Genomic DNA, 16,875 nt, shown 5'->3' with positions numbered 1-16,875 from the left:
CCCTTCCTTCCAATCAGCTCTTTGTCCCATTTTATTCTTGATACCACCTCGGCACTACGCGCGTAAATCCATCATGGTCGGCAGTAAAACGTTTGGCATGCTGCAATAAATTCGCTCCATCCTCCATCAGTTGCCCCCACACAATGGCCGAAAACACACCCATCGCTAAATAGAGCGCGTAAAGCTCCCAAAACGCTGCGCTCGGCTGACCGTTACAATAGCCCTCAAGCAAACCTTTGCAAAACGGCACACTGAGTTCCGCACTAAACATCCCAAGCTTAATAAAATCATGCACTGGATCACCGTAATCAAATCTACCGAAATCAATAACGCCGTTGTAGTGCCCATCATTCACAATCAAATTCGGTAAATGAAAATCATCGTGCTGTAGTACGCTCGGGCGGTCTTTCATCAAATGGATTCGCTCCTCAATAAACTGCATAATTTGCGTATCCCCTTCAATTTTCAGTGGCAGTTCCTGATAGCGCGCTATGTATCGGCGGTATTTCGCAATCTGACCTTCATACCAAGTATTTTCACTCGCCTCAATCGTATGAATTTTACGTAAGTCTACACTTGCTGCAACACCAAGATCATACTGTTGCTGAGCGGATAGCGTATGAATTGCTTCTTCCCCATCGATTCCTTCTATAAAAGATGACACCATTTTGCCCGTCTCAATCGTAATCGGCTTCCCACAATTTACACCATGTCCATATGCCTCTTCCATTACCGCATATTCGCGTTCTTTACGTTCCTGATTATCAAATAAGCGCACCACTACTTTTTCACCGTTCATCTCCGCGACGTATTTTTTATCCTTTGAAAAGCCTTTAGTAATATCATAGAGTTTTATTTCTCTCATGCCTTCTCCCTTTCTACATTTAGTTCAAAGGAATATTTTAACATTTACGATTTGTTTTGCAAAATTTTAAAAAGCGAGATTCATATACAGTAATTAATTGAAGATTTTTTTATCTGCATAAATACTACAAAGAAAAACAAACTATTAAAGAAATTAATTATCATTTAGGAGGAAAAAAATTTGAAAAACGACCGACACGACACCTTTAATAAGCCATCAAAAAATGCGCTTAGTGTAGGGAAAATGATTAATAATACGAAGGAAAATATTCAAGAAGCAGAAATTAGCATGGAATTTGCAACACCCGAGGAACTAGAACATTTAGAGGAGAAAAACGCGCACCGCAAATCGGCAATTGCCCAAATGGAAAAGCAATTAAGGGAGAAAAAAGCATTACAAGCCCGAAAAAATGAATATAAATAACTTGCGTTGTGACCAAAATTGTTTAACTGCGTCACAAAGAGCCTTCTATCTTGAGAATCATCAGATAGAAGGCTTTTTAATTACAATTTAAACGAAGAAGAATAACAGTAAAATTATGCTGCTTTTTTAGAATTTGAAAGTCCTTTGAACGTCTAGGTTGAAATAGCATACCAACATATACTATTTTGAAAATTATTTTATATTGGAGGTGAGCACTTTGACATATTATTCGCGACAAAATAGAATGTATATGCCCGGGCAGCAATTTGGGCCTCCCCCTTTTGCTAGACAACCATTTGGATATCAAATGCAAAATTCATTTCCACCACCAAGAAATTCTAATTACCCAATTTATCCGCAAAACCCCTATAGTTATGGGCAGGGACAGCAGCCTTTTTCGCCATATCAGCAAATGCCAATGCAAGGTCCTACAGAAAGACCTGATCATTTAAATACGATTTTAGGTCATATGGGGACAATTAATAATGGCCTTAATATGATCAAACAATTCAGTTCTATTATGAGCATATTTAGAGGTTAATTTAACACAATAAATGAACTGACTAGAAGTATTTTTAAACCAATATTCACCCTGGCATATGAAATTACTGTATTTCATATGCCTTTTTTCTATTTGATTTTGAATGGTTTATAGTGGCATGTATTTAATGAGTTATGGTAGCGTTAAGCTAAGGTAGGTGACAAAAATGAATAAATGGCTATTAGTACTTACAACCATAGTATTACTTGCGGCATGTAGTGAAAAAGAAACAAAAGGTCCAACGATTGACAAGGTTGAAAATGTCAATGAGGACGTGCAATCATTAGTTGATATAACAGAAGATGATAAATTTGCGTCGTTTATTTACAGCGAAACCGGTACGAGTTATTTATTATTAAATGCGACTGGTACAGTATCTGTTGAGATAGAGCCAGCGGACAATCTTTTAAATGTACAAATTACTCATAAAGACGATCAAACACCAGATGAAATTGACGATATTGTCTATGCCCTTAAATTAGATAAAGCATATGAAACCATTCATATCTTTGAAAATGGAAAGGAAATCGAATTTGAGGTTTGGTATGAGTAATTGTTAATTTGATAAGCATCAAATACATAAACATACAGCCCTTCTGTGAAAAGAAGCGTTGTATGTTTTTCTATTTAATTTCGAATTTTAAGCGTATGGAATTAGTTTTTTAGTGTATTTTGCTCTATACATTCATAATACGTACGTAAGAAATAGCAATTATAGAAATAAAGTAGTGCTAATTTGTGAAATACTTTAATTTCGTCACAATTTTTTCAAATGAATTAACTATACATCCGCTCATTATAGGAAATTTATGTTATACTTTTCCAAAAAGATATATAGTAAATACATCTTATGGAGGTACGACAATGCTTTCTATTTTCACATCAAAAAAAGAGGATATCGATTTATTTAAGCAAAAAATTGATGATTTAAATTCCAAATTAGATAAAAAAGATCATGCGTTTCAGATTTTTTTAAACGAACTACATAAAGAGCTTATTTTAGCGATTGAGCAGCATGACAAAGTAAATAGCCAGCATCTTACATTGGGTGCAATGGTGAAGGATATTCTTGCGGAATTTAATCAGGTAGAACAAAGTACGCATCAATCCAATGAAATTTCGATTGATGCGCTAAATAAAAGCAGTAATTTAATTGAGGTATCAAATGTGATGGTGGACGTTTCGCAAAAAAGTCACGAAGCCGTAGCAGACGTCAAATCAATCATTGATGAATTAGGGCAAGAATCGAAAAAAACGGCTCATAATATGAACGAATTAAGTATTCGTTCAAAGGAAATTGAGGACATCGTAACGGTCATTAGTACGATTTCTAACCAGACAAACTTACTGGCGTTAAATGCTTCAATTGAAGCTGCACGTGCTGGAGAGCATGGCAAGGGCTTTGCTGTTGTAGCAGACGAAGTGAGAAAATTAGCGGAAAGTACAAAACAAAGCGCAGAAAATATTGTAAGTCTAACAAAGGACACGCAGTTACAAATTGAAAAGGTTTCGGAAAATACAAGTCGCAATATGCACATCGTTGAACAAGGTATGAAAACAACTTCTGAAACATCTGATAAAATTGATCATTTACTAGGCATGATTGACAATGTACAGGTTGAGATTCACTCATTATTAAGTTTAATTACTAAACAAAAGCAGTCGAATGAACAAGTGCTTAATAATTTTAAGCGATCAACTTCCATTTTTGACGAAACAAATACCATCCTGATGCAGCATATCGAAGAATCGGATGTTGTGACCGTCAAGCTTTTAAATGCGGTTGACAAGGTGAAGCAATATTCAATTGAAAACTAATTTTTATCAATATTAATTAATACAATTGTGAAATGAAAATAAAGTTGTTTAATTTTATAAGATTAAACAAGCTTACCCCGTTCTAATTTAGGACGGGGTTAATTGTTTAATTTTTAATTGAAGATACTTCACTATCCTAAAAAAAGTAGAAAAGTCGTTTGAAAATCTAAGTGTTATTGAACAATCGCGCCCAACGTGGATAAGGTATTAACACTTTTCATCCAACTTTGGAGCCATCCTGAACTTAGTTGCTTGTTCAAATGCAAATGCAAATTTTATTAAAACTTCTTCACTAAAGGAAGTGCCCGAAAAAGTTATACCAAATGGCCTTCCATTATCCATATATCCAGCTGGTACAGCTATAGATGGATATCCAGCTTTAGCACTAATTGTAGACCCAATGTATGAAGGGAAAAGAATTGCATCTAATTCATACTTTTTCAATGCATAATCAATTCCTTGTTCCTGAGAAAAATATAAGTCTTCAATTTTTGAATTTAAATATTCAGGATTTCTTAGTGTTTTAGGAAATTCCACTCTTTTTTCCAATTTGTCCTGCCCATATTTCAATGCTTTTCCTTCTATACTTTTGTTAAACTGAATTAATTCTAAAATTGAATGTACCGGCATATGAGATGGCAATTTAGAAAGATAATTATCTAGACTATGCTTTAATTCATATAAGGTTACACCCCAATTCCATTTTCTATGGAAAGAAGGAATCTCGATGTCTTTAATAACGGTTGCACCTTGTTCAATTAAAACTTGAATAGCTTTTTCAAATAAATGTTCGTCATACTCACCGGATTCATAATATTCTTTTGGAGCATTATTATAAATTCCAATCCTAGCACCGTTTAATCCATTCGGAATTAAATAGCTTGTATAATCTTGATGTAACCTACCCTCACTTTTATATGTAGCAACGTCTTTCTTATCAATACCTGTTAATGCGCCTAATAAAATGGCAGCATCTTCAACGGTTCTAGCAAAGGGACCTGCAGTATCCTGAGAATATGTAAAAGGAATTATGCCACTTCGACTAAATAAACCAACAGTGGGTTTAATTCCGACTACCGAGTTTTGAATTGCAGGACTAAGAATTGATGCATCTGTTTCAGTTCCAACAGATAACATTGAAAAATTTGAAGCAACTGCGACTGCCGACCCCGAACTAGAGCCCCCAACAAAAAGTTTAGAATCACCATATGGATTTAATGTTTGTCCTCCTCTAGAACTGTACCCTGCCCACATTTCACTGGACATTCCATTTGCTAATTCTGTCATGTTTGCCTTTCCTAATATAACAGCACCTGCTTCTCGGAGCTTTTCTACAAGAAATGCATCCTGATTAGCTAAATTATTTTCTAATGCAATAGTTCCTGCACTTGTGTGCATCGAATCATGCGTTTCAATATTGTCTTTGAGTACAACTGGAATACCATGTAAAGGTCCCCTTACACCTTTTAATTGCCTTTCATTATCTAGTGCTTCTGCAATAAATATCGCATCAGGATTTATTTCAAGCATAGAATTAATTTTTGGTCCATCCTGATCATACTTTGCTATTCTATACAAATAATACATTACTAATTCTTTTGAAGTTATTTCTCCTTTAGCCATACCTTCTTGAATCTCTTTTACTGACAGTTCTTCCCTAAAAAAGCTTTTAAAAGTTATCTCCATTCTAGTTAACCAGTCCTTATTTTTATGTATTTTAATCCTTTATAAATGGTTGTATTTGTATAAAGGGTTTGTTACTTCAGTAAAAAAGCGTTAATCCTTCTTTGATTAACACTTCTTCTTTGTTAAGTACATTATTTCACAATCTGTTTCCCTGTTTAACTTTTGAACAATCTAATGGTACTTCTATTTTTACCTATCTTGATTTTCATAATATGCTTCATCTGCATATTTCTGGTCTTTTCCCTTAAGATAAGCTAAGATCATTTTCGGACGTTTAAGCAAAACCCAGTCTCCATGTTTATCAAACTTTCTGGTTGAAGTGATCATCCCATTTTGAATCGTCCCGAATTTTTTTCCCTTCTTTTTTCCCCACTCTTTTAATCGTTTAGCAAAATCTGCATCTTCTGCCATAAGCATATCTTCATTAAATCCATTAATCGATTTGAAATCTTCTTTGTAGCACCAAAAGATTCCCACAGAAATTGCTCCGTATTTAAATAATAGTGGCCCAATTAATAACAAAGATGAAACAAAAATTCCTAAAGACATTCTGTCAAATTTCCCTGTAACTCCGCCGCCAATGTACTTTCCAGACATTAAGTTCTCTTCTACCTTAGACAACAAATGTTCGTTCATCTGTGTATCTGCATCAATTGTAACGATGATTTCTCCTCTAGCTTTTTCAACACCTGCGTTCCTAATCTTAGATAGGTTTTTATCGTCATTCCTTATTACGATACAGTTATAAGATTTTGCAATTTCTTCCGTTCTGTCTGTACATCGATTTAACACAACAATGATTTCAACTTGATTTTCAAATAATTTTGAGGCTTTTGAAATCGATGCTAGGCATTTTCCAATATACTTTTCTTCATTATGGGCGGGTATTATAATTGAAATTTTTATATCCTCTTTATTTTCTGCAGAGTTATCTTTTTCGTTCATACAATATTTCCCCCTTCAAATGAAATAATTTGTTTTCCGTAACTGCAACTTGAAACAAACAAGAGTTAATGATTTCCCCTTAAATAATTATATGAATTATAGAAATTTAATATTTTCTTAAATATGTCAATAACTAAAACTTTAAGCATACTATTTATCCAATAAACGCAAAGTTCCTTTTGATTAACTTTGTAGCAAGTTTACTTATGAATATATTCCATTACTTGATTTATATAAGAATTTAATGGTTCTTTGCTATTTACCGTAAGGAAATCGTTATTAAGCGGTTTTTTACAATGCTTAAGTGCGTTATGAAATACCTCGACTGATTTCACCTCAGAAATTTGACTTAATCGCTTTTGACGACTTGTTAAACGACAATTTATCTCGAAAAAATCATCGAGATAACATTCGATATATTTGTATTTGGCTTCATATTTGCGAGAAATTGCAGTACCTCTCTCAATGATTTCACTATATAAACAGGGGCTATCTAAAATGACACTTCTCCCCTGTGCTAAATAAAAATCGACTAATGCAAAATCCGTATTGTAGGCAATTTTACCGGTAGCGTTTTCTTCAATTTCGCATTCAACCACCGACTGTAATAATGCCGTTTTCGTAACATCATGTTCTACAATAATACAGCCCGTTCGATTGGCAATTTCAAGCGCTAATGTAGACTTTCCCGAACCAGGAAACCCTGACATTTGAACAAAAAACATCGTACTCCCCCTTTACAAAGTTATTCCAAAATGACGTTTCTACTCTCATTCATGCCACTTACAACGAGTTACTCGGTAAAGGCTGTTTGTTTTTCTGTTGAAGCTCCAGCTCTATATATTCCCTTCGCCATAAAAAGCCAAAGAAAAAGACATAGAAAAGTAGATAGATAAAGATCCAAATAGGAATATAATTTTCCACCTCATTGACATTCAAATGGATGCCTACTGAAATTAATAGTTGTGTCAACAGATGCATGCCAATAAATAGCATCGGAAAAACATTTTTTTTCGTTGGTACAATTTCTTTTGACACACTAAAAATGCAGGCTAAATAGAAAATATGAAGTAATCCGATGGCAATCGTTACTACTTGCATCGGGAACGCGACTGGTTCATATAAATACATACCCTGTGTTTTTGGCAGAAATAGTTCGACAAATGAACTCACCGTCAATAGCACCGCGCAATACATGCCCATTGCTGCGTAAGGAACTTTCAACTTCGAAAGCGCAAATCCCGTTATTAAATAGCCAATAAAATCGGGAATGATGTCAATGCCACTGATATTAAGATCAATTAATTGAAATAGCACACCTATTACGATACGTCTATGAAAATTCATTTTTCCCCACGCTCCTTAACAACCCTTTCTACCCACTCTGCACTTGGAAGACTATTTAAACTATTGCTGTGAGTTAATATGATTTCATTGTTATATTCATCTAATCCAACTAAGTTAATCGTAAAACGGTCCATTTGAAAGCGTGACATACCATCTGTTGTTGCAAGAAAAATCGTATCTTTTCGATCTAATTCAATCGGTTGCACTAAAGGTAGCGACACTTCCTTGTTATTAATTTGGAAGCTTGTCAGTTCGACCCTATCCTCCACCACGTTCACATCCGTTAATGTAAATGATTTACTTAGCCGATAGCGTGCCTCCGTGCCATTTGATCCAGCTGAGCTTCTGATAAATTCAAAGAAATCGTTATGCGCTGTTTTTCGATGTGTTAGCGTGACTTTCTCTGAATAGCCATCTGTAAAATACAATGTTCCCTCTGTTGCGTTTGCTAATTGATTGGCTAATTCTTTCGTTTGTAGCCCAATGGTTGGGGCAAAAATCGCATAATACGCATACTTGGCGTAGCTTTGGTCTTGAATTGGCTGCATTGAAGGATTATACATAAACCAATCATTTTGCCCCGGATAGAAGTGCATCCCATCAATTTCAATGGATTGCAACTCACTCGGTCGCATCAAATTCGAAATATACGAGATGTTAATTTGATTCGTATCACCATTGACTTCAGTAGCTATCACAATCGGTTTCTCCAGCATTTTTGATTCATAATAAACAATGCTCGCAAATTGGAAAAGCCCAACAACAGCAAGAATCACCAATAATTTTTTCAACCTTCTCCCCCTATCCAGTTATTTGTAATTGAATAAAATCAAAACTATGTATATTTTATTTTATAACAAAAAATGGAATTAGGCATCGTTATCCATACATTAAAAAATCAAGTAATTCCCTTCACACTCCAATTACAATATATGATACTCATTAATAATACCTTTTATCTTCAGGCTCCATTACAATCGGAAGTGTATTTTTTACCACCTAAAAAAGCATCTCCTTAGTTGAATCACTCGATCCTATTTGGAGATGCTCATCATTTATTTATACTGTAAGTAATATTACGTAAAAATCTCGCCCTCTTTAAATTTCCCGTTTATTTAGAAAGAATTGTTCTTGAATAAATTGCATTTGTTCTTACACCTGGTTTTGTTTCGCCTTAATCGAATTCGCCGGGCCTTAACTTGATTCAGTAGAAGCAGGGGGACTTCTACTGTATCAAGTTACAACTATTACGATCAGTCAAAATGGTCCTGACTTTTCGTAACAGTTTAATTAACCAACTTTATAGATCTTTACGTTATAGCATTTTTTCAATAACAGCCTTTGCAGTTCGTTCTTTGTTGGGAACTGCTTCCGTAATCGTTCGTTTAAAATATTCAAAGTAGAGAAGATCTAAAAGATACAGTTGCGCGATTTTTGCAGATAAACTCCCTCCTTGAAGTGGGCCTTCATTCGCACCGCAAAGCAAAGTAATGTCCGAGAAGCTCGTCAAAGGGGATTTTGCGAATCTTGTAATGGAAATAATTTTTGCGCCGCGTTCTTTTGCTACTTTTGCCACTTCGATCGTATCTTTTGTTGAACCTGAATAGGAAATGAGGATTGCTACATCTTTTTCTGTCATTAAGGCAGCGGACATTACTTGAAGATGTGAATCGATCGAGCATTCCGTTTTATTCGTAATCCTCATAAATTTGTTTTTCGCTTCCATTGCGGTCATTAAGGAGGAACCTACCCCAAAAAAATGAATCCTTTCCGCTTGTACCATACTTTCAACGGCATCGGAAATATCAATTTCTGACATTAAATTATACGTCTCTGTTAGTGCATTTACATTTGAGGTTAATGCTTTAGAAGCTAACTCTCCAATCGTGTCTTGCAAAGTAATAACGCTGGATAGTTGTGGGGTTTCGTCATCAAGGGAAATGCTATGTGCTAAAACAATTTTAAATTCTTGGTATCCTTTCAAATCCATCGTTTTGCAAAATCTAAAAACACTGGATTCCCCTACATTGCATGCGTCTGCTAAATCCGTTATGGACATGTAAATAACGTCTTTCATATTTTCAAGAATATAGTCAGCCACTTTTTTCTCTGTGTTCGTGAATGAATTATACCTTGAATGAATGAGTGAAAAAATATCTTGGTTTCCCATGTTGAACTCCTTTATTTTCAATTTTGATGAAGTGACACTGCACCAAGAAGTCCAGCCTTATTGCCAAGGGAGGCTTTCATAATTTTCACATCTGAAAAGCACTCCATCGTCAACTCTCTAACTTTACTTGATACCATATTGACAACACTTTCCTGCTCCATTATGCCGCCACCGATAATAATTGCTGGTGGGTTAAAAATGTGAATAAGGGATGTGAGGCCTAATGCTACTTCTTCAACCCAATCATGAAGAACTTTTGCGAGGCTTTTATCTCCCTCAGCTAATCGATCAAAAAATAGACGACCATTTACTACGTCAGGATGTATTTCCTGTGCTTTTTTAATTAAAGCGGTTGTCGAGGCGTATGTTTCATAGCAACCTGCCTTGCTACAGTTACACTTATTTCCAAAAGGGTGGGTAATGATATGCCCAAACACTGCTGCTAAACCGGTATACCCTTTATATAATTTCGAATTCAGTACAATGGCACCACCAATACCTGTACCATATGTTAAACATAAAAAATCATTAAACTCCTTGGCAACCCCAAAGTGCTGTTCGCCTAAAGCGGCTGCATATACATCATTTTCAACTTTAACGGGAACTTTAAAGTGATTTTCTAAAATTTTCTTTAATTGTGTGCCGGTATAGTTTGGAATATTGTCGTTCGCATAAATGATCGAACCTTCTATACTATTAACCTGCCCAGCAGTGCTAATGCCTATCGCATCAAAGTCCTCGTATTCACTTATTATCTTAATTAGTTTTTCAACTAAATATTTTCCACCTTTTTCACTTTCCGTGTCGAACGCTTTCAATAATTCAATCTTACCCTCTTTATTTGAGATACCAACTTTTATAGATGTTCCGCCAATATCAGCTGCTAATATTTTCATTTCCGTCATCCTCTACAACTATCTTTTCTAGCAGAATATTACCCTTTTTATTCATCTTTTATGGCAGAAATAAATCTTTTGGTAATTTCCATAGGTCTCGTAATCGCTGTGCCAACGACAGCTGTATGAACGCCTACTTCGAAAACGCGCTTCAGTTGCTCCGGCGTCCAAATTCCCCCTTCCGCAATGACAGGGATCGGGAAATCCTGTACTAATTTTTCCATTAACGGTAGATTGGGTAATTGCTGCCCCATTGTATATTCGGTATAACCGCTCAATGTTGTACCTAAGCAATCAAACCCTAATTCATAAGCCTCTTTCGCTTCTTCGTAGGTCGAGCAATCCGCCATAAAAATTTGCTCTTTATACGTTTTCCTAATTTCAGGGAATACTTCACTGATTGTCTTTCCGTCAGGTCGAATCCTTTTCGTTGCATCGAGTGCAATAATATCTACACCTTCCACGTAAAGAAGTTCAATTTCTTTATTTGTCGGTGTTATAAATACATCCGACCCTTCATACACCTGCTTAATAATGCCAATAATCGGCAGTTCAACAACCTTTTTCATTTCTTTAATATCTTCCACACTATTAGCTCGAATCCCCTTTGCCCCTCCAAGCATTGCAGCGTAAGCCATTTTACTCATAATATAAGGGCTATGAAGGGGTTCTTCTGGAAGCGCCTGACATGAAACGATTAATTGTCCATGAATACGACTAAAAATTCTTTGTTTTTTATTCATTTACATACATCTCCACGTAAAAAATATTACATCTTCCGCGTCTCTTAAAGAGGCCGGGAGTAAAGCAGGTGCTTTACTCCCGGCCTTACGTATTTTCGATGAAAATAAAAAGACAGTTATTTTATTCAATATATAGAGCTGTCTTAATTTGTTGAGGTTAAGGTTGAGGTTGCCGATTGCCAAATTAACCTTCATCTAATGTTCCTCATAATTATTATGGCTAAACAAACACCGACTGTATTTTGCATAATTAAAATACACATTTTTAACAATTGGAAAATTGAAATTCCGAAATCAGTGCTGAGGAGCATAATTTCCGGTAAAAACAGCTCAACACAGAAGCCTACATGACAAAAAATCTTAATGCATTAAATAAATCATTTTCCCAAACACGCCAAAGATGTTCGTCTTGCGTTTCTTTATAGCTCACATTTGCGCTGTGTAAAAGAAAGCGTTTATACAATTGACGGTTTCTCGTCAAAATATATAATTTTTCGTTTGACATGGGGGTAATAAATTCGTCTTCGTAAATACCAACAGTTTGATATACATGCCACCCCGAAAGATTCAGGTTCCCTATTCGCCCTATATCCTCTATTGACACCGCAGGAGATTGTAGCATTAAATGCGTCCATCGATCCGGGTTGTCCAATGCAATATTTAAACTAATATTACCTGCCAACGAATCTCCTAATAGCCCTCTTTTTAAAATCACTTCAACCTGTAAACTTTTCTCGAAAGTGGGGATAAATTCGTCGTTCATAAAGCGAATATAGTGCGGAAATAGCGCACCCTTGCTACTAAATGATGCCCATCTTTCAAACGAATCTCCAGGATGAATGCACACAAATACAAGGTGCTGTGCTAGTTCAGGATTGTCACGTACTAAATGAAGCATAGCTTGTTCTAAATTGCCCAATTCCAAATAGTCAAATCCGTCCTGAACATATACTATATACGCATTTTTAATATCATTACACATCGTGAGAACTGTATAATTTATCGCTTTATTTAAATGCAAACTATTGAACACACGATGACTTTTATTCAATACATTTAGCTCCTTCTAGCAGCGTGGCAATATACGTATTCATTATCTGCGTGCTTTATTTTATGAACCTTTCAAATTCGCCCCACCATTGATAATCCTCTAAATAGATCGTGTCAAATAACATAACCCCATTTGTTTGTTCTTTACATAACTTTACAGCCTTCAAAAATTGCTCGACATTATCTTGATAATCTTTCAAATACAAACTAGCGATAACAGGTATTTGTCCATTAATCACTTCTTTGCTCATTTCAATTGCACCTTCAACGCTGTACCAATTGGCTGGTCTTTGATTGTTTTTAGCCTCTTCTATCGTGACTTCTGGGTAATAGCAGCCTGTCATGATAAAATCAAATTCCTCTGCATACGCTGCTGTGCAGTATGTATCAGAAACCCATTCGAAAGATGGCTGATACGTTTTGCTGCCCCAGTTGACACCTTCATTGTAATAAAGTGGGTACCACGAACCAACATATACAGTAAAAATTAAATCTGTGTTTTTTGTTTTCACTACATTCCTTGCTTTTTTAACAAAATTCTTAATATTATTTGCTCGGAACTCTGCCCATTTAGGGAACAGCTTACCAAAAACAGGTTTTTTATGCTCCACTGTCATAATATCTGTCGGCCAATTTTCTATTTTTTGTTCAATGTAAGCTTCAAATTTCTCTTTGCTTAAACGACTAAAATCGCCATAAATATTCGGATAACGGCATCGATCTAATACGACACCATCGATTTCGTAATGATTAATAATTTCTTGAATAATAGATAATTCGTATGCTTCCACTTCTGGGTGAATTGGATTGACGAAAATGGTCGGATCATTATGATTTTCCATAGCTGTCGGCATATCAGAAAATGACTCATCATAGTGCGTAACTCTCCACTCTGGTCTGCTATATACCATTCCTTCTTTATTGATGCCACTGCCTTCTGAAAACACATCAACATTTGCAATAACCTTCAAACCAGTCCCTTTGGCATGTTCGATCATCTCTTGAAGAAAATCTCGGCCTTCCCATCTCTTATATTGTTCATCTTTCATTTCGCTTACATGGAAGGCAAATTGACTTGGATATGTTGTAAATCCATATGGAATTTTCGCATCAACTACTAAATGCGTTATTTTACAATTTTGGGCATGTTCGATTAACTCTTTCATTTTATTAGCATCTAGCAATCTAGTAGCATTTGCTAAAAAATCTACCCATAAAATATTCGATTGTTCCATTTAGTTCTTCCTTTCCTTATAAGTCAATATCCTCTGGCCAATGAAGCTGAACGCCATTAGCAAGAAGTAACGTTTGGTACTCTTTCAAATACTTTTGTTCTTGTCTTACCTGATGAGGAGTAACTTGATTCAACAAAGAAAATGCCACTAAATATCCTGCGGATTCACCAATATTCCACTCTGTTGGATGAAGCCTATAGCAGCCATTTGTAATTTGTGTTGTGCCAATATTTTTACAAGCTGGAATGACATTTTTTACGCGGATAGGCAGTAAGGCACCTAACGGGATTTCATAAGGATAGTTTGGTATATAAAAGCTTCGGTTCGTTACCGTCGTATGATGTAGATCTAAATGATAGCTACCAACACCGACACTATCGAAATAGGTGCAAATGCCTTTGTCACCCCTTAATTCCTTACTAACTTCTTGCTCTGTTATTGTATGCATGGCTTTAATTCTTCTCGATTCTCGAATATATGGATACTTTGCTAGCCCATCTTCTGTACCCATAACGTCCTTTCGAAGTCTTAAACCAGGAAAACCTTTTCCCCCATCTAATCTTGGCGCCTCTGTTTGAAGCCAGTATAAGAGGGATAAGCTTTGTTGTTTAGCATTTTTTAAGTTCTTCTCAATTTCCTCATTAGAAACTCCAATAATTGGCCCTAGAAAATAATCATTTTGCGCCCAATTTATAAGTGATATATCACCCTCATATAGCGCTCCATCAATATTATTAGTATCCAGTATTCTCCGATATGTAAACAAAGAGGGTATCTGTTGTTCATTGGGGAATAATGTGAATTCCTTTAATTTTGTCGTATCATCTGCATCTACTGCATACCAGCTAAATAAAGGAAGGTGCGAGAACTTTGGTATATAGTTACGCCAAAAATCATATTGCTCTGGCTTTTCAATAACAAAATTTCCACCTTCTATATAGTCAACAGCAAAAACATAAGTAAAGGACTGCATATCTTTCGGATTTGATTCTTCTAATGCATGAGGTTCCCCAGTAATTGATCTAGATTCAGCACCTGTTACATATTCAACCCCTGCAATTGGTAAGACATCACCACATTCAGTTGCATCCAAAAAATAGTGCCCACTCAATTCAATTTTTGCCAACTCATTGACATGTACAACTGTGATGGACTGTACCGTATCTCCGTCCTTTGTTGCCTCTATCGGTTTATAGTTATATAAAATTTTTATTTTCCCACTATTTACATAGGGTGCTAGCATATCGGAAATTACATTTAGCGCAACTTTAGGCTCATGTGCCAGCCTACTCACCCAGCCATTGCCAGGATTCAATAAATCATTTTCTTTTGCTTCTTTAGTAAGTGGATAGTTGTCACGATAATATTGACGCACTCGATTCCTAAATTCTCGGTACGTGCTCGTGCAGCCAAAGTGCTCAATCCATCGATGTTCATCTGGCGGTACTCCTTGACTAGTAAGTTGTCCACCTAACCAATCTGTTTCCTCCGTCATAATAACCTGATAGCCCATTTTGGCAACCGCTAATGCTGCCATACAACCTCCTAGGCCTCCACCTATTACAATAACATCCGAATTTTCTTGTTTCATCATATAGAAGCCCCCCTTTAGTCACTAGCTTTCTCATTCCCTGCCTATTTGATATGTTCAACAGTCAAGCCAACTTCAAACATCCGGCTCCATGGCATCGTACATTCCTTGATGTGTATGCTATTTTCATCATCGATCAGATGCTCTTGTATAAATGAGGTTAGTTGTGATTGCACAATGTTAGCAACGACCCCTTTTTTGCCATCCACACGGAAGTAATTGTAACCTAGCTCAGGTAATCTGTTATTCGTTACATCATTCCTTACATAGCTACAATATCCCGCATCTTCTACATAGCGTAATGCTAAAAAATTGCGATGGGCTTGTGATTCCCCAAAAATATTGTAAAACATCCCCTGCGCTATGCATGTACCTAATGAATTTGAACTTGTATTCCAACCTGCATATCCAGCCAATGAGAAAAGAATGTTTTTAAATTTCATTAATTTTAATAGTTCTAAGTCTGAACCATTCGCGAAAGCTACATCCGCTACGATACAAGGAATAGTTCGTTTCTTCGCCGTGAATTCAAGCTGCTCAACAAAATCAATAAGATTTCGATTCACTTGATAAGTTGTACTCAGGTCCCCTTGACAGGAAGCCTCTAACATTGGTTCTACAGGTGCATTTACAAATAAAACAAGATCCGCTTCTTGCATATTTGTCGTCATCAGTCCCCCCGCAGCTAATATTTGATATTTAAGTGTCTCCAATAATGGCCTGTCTTCGTATAGTGGCGTAACTGCAGGTCCTTGACTACTCGAAAATACCGGATAAATCAACGGTCTCTTGTCTTTAAAAGCGTTCAACATTCTGGCAAGTAAAGTGCAACCAACTTCATCCGCGCCTGGATACATATAGACATCTAGTTCTAAATGATGGGCTGCAATAGCTCCTCTTACTGCCTGTTGATCCATAGCGGTCCAACCATAGGGAGCCGAATCATCTTGCGGAATAATAAGAAAATCAATGATTCCCTTGCTCACATATTCGAGTACAAGTTGATTGACACCGACATTAATCGTTCTTCTAGCTAAATAATCCTCAACATGCTCTTTAGGCAATTGACACTTTAATGCTTCATATTCCTTTTGATCTTCTTCTGATGCGAGGTTAGCAGCTATTAAATGTGAAAGTTCGCCATATCGGAAAATTTCCTTTCCCCAGTACTCATAGTAATCGGGTTCTTCATCATTACTAGAATACTGAGGACATCTCATAATGAGATTAAAAGCATATATTTTTACGTTTGAGTTACCCGCTTTAATTCTTGAAAGTTTGTTTAGTATTTTTTCGCAATCCTCTAACGACAATTGATGCAGTCTTGAAGGGATAATTCCGCCAAATAATAATGTATCTATTGAAAGAATAAGACCATCTGCATCCATGGACTCCTTATATAACCAATCCCATAGTTGTTCTATGTCCCCTGGTTTCTTTTTTTCCCCCATTAAATTTAAACTAGGGCGTACGAGATTTACTTCCGTTTGGTCGGTTAAAAGGTTTGGAAAAGAATAATTACATGGTCGCTCATCTAATGGAACATAAACAATTTTTTGCATGTA

At 36.1% G+C, this 16,875-nt stretch carries 16 protein-coding genes and 1 pseudogene; 4 read left to right on the top strand and 13 right to left on the bottom strand.

Annotation, left to right across the window (positions count from 1 at the left end):
• Positions 1-31 precede the first annotated feature (31 nt).
• Positions 32-865 (bottom strand): aminoglycoside phosphotransferase family protein, encoded by an 834-nt coding sequence (locus O7776_RS08295; RefSeq protein ID WP_274310127.1) that lies wholly within the window; start codon positions 863-865, stop codon positions 32-34.
• 180 nt (positions 866-1,045) lie between these two features.
• Here O7776_RS08295 and O7776_RS08290 point away from each other — a divergent pair, with 180 nt between their 5' ends.
• From O7776_RS08290 to O7776_RS20310, 4 genes and pseudogenes are all read left to right on the top strand, one after another.
• Entirely contained in the window at positions 1,046-1,288 is a 243-nt protein-coding gene (locus O7776_RS08290) for a spore protein Tlp (protein WP_274310126.1), read from the top strand.
• Positions 1,289-1,505: 217 nt separating this feature from the next.
• On the top strand, positions 1,506-1,829 hold the full coding sequence (locus O7776_RS08285; protein ID WP_274310125.1) for a hypothetical protein: 324 nt from the start codon (positions 1,506-1,508) through the stop codon (positions 1,827-1,829).
• A gap of 166 nt (positions 1,830-1,995) precedes the next feature.
• Entirely contained in the window at positions 1,996-2,382 is a 387-nt protein-coding gene (locus O7776_RS08280) for a hypothetical protein (protein WP_274310124.1), read from the top strand.
• Positions 2,383-3,104: 722 nt separating this feature from the next.
• Positions 3,105-3,647: pseudogene (locus tag O7776_RS20310) on the top strand (methyl-accepting chemotaxis protein); the annotation flags it as partial.
• Positions 3,648-3,854: 207 nt separating this feature from the next.
• On the opposite strand, the gene O7776_RS08270 reads toward O7776_RS20310, so the two are convergent.
• The 12 genes from O7776_RS08270 to O7776_RS08215 form a co-directional block, all read right to left on the bottom strand.
• Positions 3,855-5,333: an amidase family protein gene (locus O7776_RS08270; protein ID WP_274310122.1), complete on the bottom strand. Its 1,479-nt coding sequence runs from the start codon at positions 5,331-5,333 to the stop codon at positions 3,855-3,857.
• Between the two features lie 189 nt (positions 5,334-5,522).
• Positions 5,523-6,278: a glycosyltransferase gene (locus tag O7776_RS08265; protein ID WP_274310121.1), complete on the bottom strand. Its 756-nt coding sequence runs from the start codon at positions 6,276-6,278 to the stop codon at positions 5,523-5,525.
• A 200-nt stretch (positions 6,279-6,478) separates the two neighbouring features.
• Positions 6,479-7,003 (bottom strand): P-loop nucleotide/nucleoside kinase family protein, encoded by a 525-nt coding sequence (locus O7776_RS08260; RefSeq protein ID WP_274310120.1) that lies wholly within the window; start codon positions 7,001-7,003, stop codon positions 6,479-6,481.
• 58 nt (positions 7,004-7,061) lie between these two features.
• On the bottom strand, positions 7,062-7,625 hold the full coding sequence (locus O7776_RS08255; protein WP_274310119.1) for a hypothetical protein: 564 nt from the start codon (positions 7,623-7,625) through the stop codon (positions 7,062-7,064).
• Positions 7,622-8,416 carry a hypothetical protein gene (locus O7776_RS08250; RefSeq protein WP_274310118.1) on the bottom strand — a complete coding sequence of 265 codons (795 nt, stop codon included), beginning with the start codon at positions 8,414-8,416 and terminating at the stop codon, positions 7,622-7,624. The genes O7776_RS08255 and O7776_RS08250 overlap by 4 nt, the downstream gene beginning before the upstream one ends.
• Positions 8,417-8,940: 524 nt before the next feature.
• Entirely contained in the window at positions 8,941-9,795 is an 855-nt protein-coding gene (locus O7776_RS08245; RefSeq protein ID WP_274310117.1) for a MurR/RpiR family transcriptional regulator, read from the bottom strand.
• A gap of 17 nt (positions 9,796-9,812) precedes the next feature.
• Positions 9,813-10,691 carry an ROK family protein gene (locus tag O7776_RS08240; protein WP_274310116.1) on the bottom strand — a complete coding sequence of 293 codons (879 nt, stop codon included), beginning with the start codon at positions 10,689-10,691 and terminating at the stop codon, positions 9,813-9,815.
• 47 nt (positions 10,692-10,738) lie between these two features.
• Positions 10,739-11,434: an N-acetylmannosamine-6-phosphate 2-epimerase gene (locus O7776_RS08235; protein WP_274310115.1), complete on the bottom strand. Its 696-nt coding sequence runs from the start codon at positions 11,432-11,434 to the stop codon at positions 10,739-10,741.
• A 343-nt stretch (positions 11,435-11,777) separates the two neighbouring features.
• On the bottom strand, positions 11,778-12,485 hold the full coding sequence (locus O7776_RS08230) for an alpha/beta hydrolase (protein WP_274310114.1): 708 nt from the start codon (positions 12,483-12,485) through the stop codon (positions 11,778-11,780).
• Between the two features lie 55 nt (positions 12,486-12,540).
• On the bottom strand, positions 12,541-13,719 hold the full coding sequence (locus O7776_RS08225; RefSeq protein ID WP_274310113.1) for an alpha amylase family protein: 1,179 nt from the start codon (positions 13,717-13,719) through the stop codon (positions 12,541-12,543).
• Between the two features lie 16 nt (positions 13,720-13,735).
• On the bottom strand, positions 13,736-15,313 hold the full coding sequence (locus O7776_RS08220) for an FAD-dependent oxidoreductase (protein WP_274310112.1): 1,578 nt from the start codon (positions 15,311-15,313) through the stop codon (positions 13,736-13,738).
• 41 nt (positions 15,314-15,354) lie between these two features.
• Positions 15,355-16,872: a DUF4127 family protein gene (locus tag O7776_RS08215; RefSeq protein WP_274310111.1), complete on the bottom strand. Its 1,518-nt coding sequence runs from the start codon at positions 16,870-16,872 to the stop codon at positions 15,355-15,357.
• Between the last annotated feature and the right edge of the window lie 3 nt (positions 16,873-16,875).

Origin of the sequence: Solibacillus daqui (genome assembly GCF_028747805.1) — a bacterium.
In the GTDB taxonomy this organism is placed as follows: domain Bacteria; phylum Bacillota; class Bacilli; order Bacillales_A; family Planococcaceae; genus Solibacillus; species Solibacillus daqui.
Note: the sequence above shows the minus strand (reverse complement) of the source record. Positions and strands in the feature narration are given on the sequence as shown.

Excerpts from the sequence above, each read along its gene's own strand:
- O7776_RS08215 (WP_274310111.1), bottom strand. The coding sequence starts at position 16,872 with ATGCAAAAAATTGTTTATGTTCCATTAGATGAGCGACCATGTAATTAT.
- O7776_RS08260 (WP_274310120.1), bottom strand. The coding sequence starts at position 7,003 with ATGTTTTTTGTTCAAATGTCAGGGTTTCCTGGTTCGGGAAAGTCTACA.
- O7776_RS08220 (WP_274310112.1), bottom strand. The coding sequence starts at position 15,313 with ATGATGAAACAAGAAAATTCGGATGTTATTGTAATAGGTGGAGGCCTA.
- O7776_RS08295 (WP_274310127.1), bottom strand. The coding sequence starts at position 865 with ATGAGAGAAATAAAACTCTATGATATTACTAAAGGCTTTTCAAAGGAT.
- O7776_RS08280 (WP_274310124.1), top strand. The coding sequence starts at position 1,996 with ATGAATAAATGGCTATTAGTACTTACAACCATAGTATTACTTGCGGCA.
- O7776_RS08240 (WP_274310116.1), bottom strand. The coding sequence starts at position 10,691 with ATGAAAATATTAGCAGCTGATATTGGCGGAACATCTATAAAAGTTGGT.
- O7776_RS08265 (WP_274310121.1), bottom strand. The coding sequence starts at position 6,278 with ATGAACGAAAAAGATAACTCTGCAGAAAATAAAGAGGATATAAAAATT.
- O7776_RS08235 (WP_274310115.1), bottom strand. The coding sequence starts at position 11,434 with ATGAATAAAAAACAAAGAATTTTTAGTCGTATTCATGGACAATTAATC.
- O7776_RS08245 (WP_274310117.1), bottom strand. The coding sequence starts at position 9,795 with ATGGGAAACCAAGATATTTTTTCACTCATTCATTCAAGGTATAATTCA.
- O7776_RS08225 (WP_274310113.1), bottom strand. The coding sequence starts at position 13,719 with ATGGAACAATCGAATATTTTATGGGTAGATTTTTTAGCAAATGCTACT.
- O7776_RS08255 (WP_274310119.1), bottom strand. The coding sequence starts at position 7,625 with ATGAATTTTCATAGACGTATCGTAATAGGTGTGCTATTTCAATTAATT.
- O7776_RS08270 (WP_274310122.1), bottom strand. The coding sequence starts at position 5,333 with ATGGAGATAACTTTTAAAAGCTTTTTTAGGGAAGAACTGTCAGTAAAA.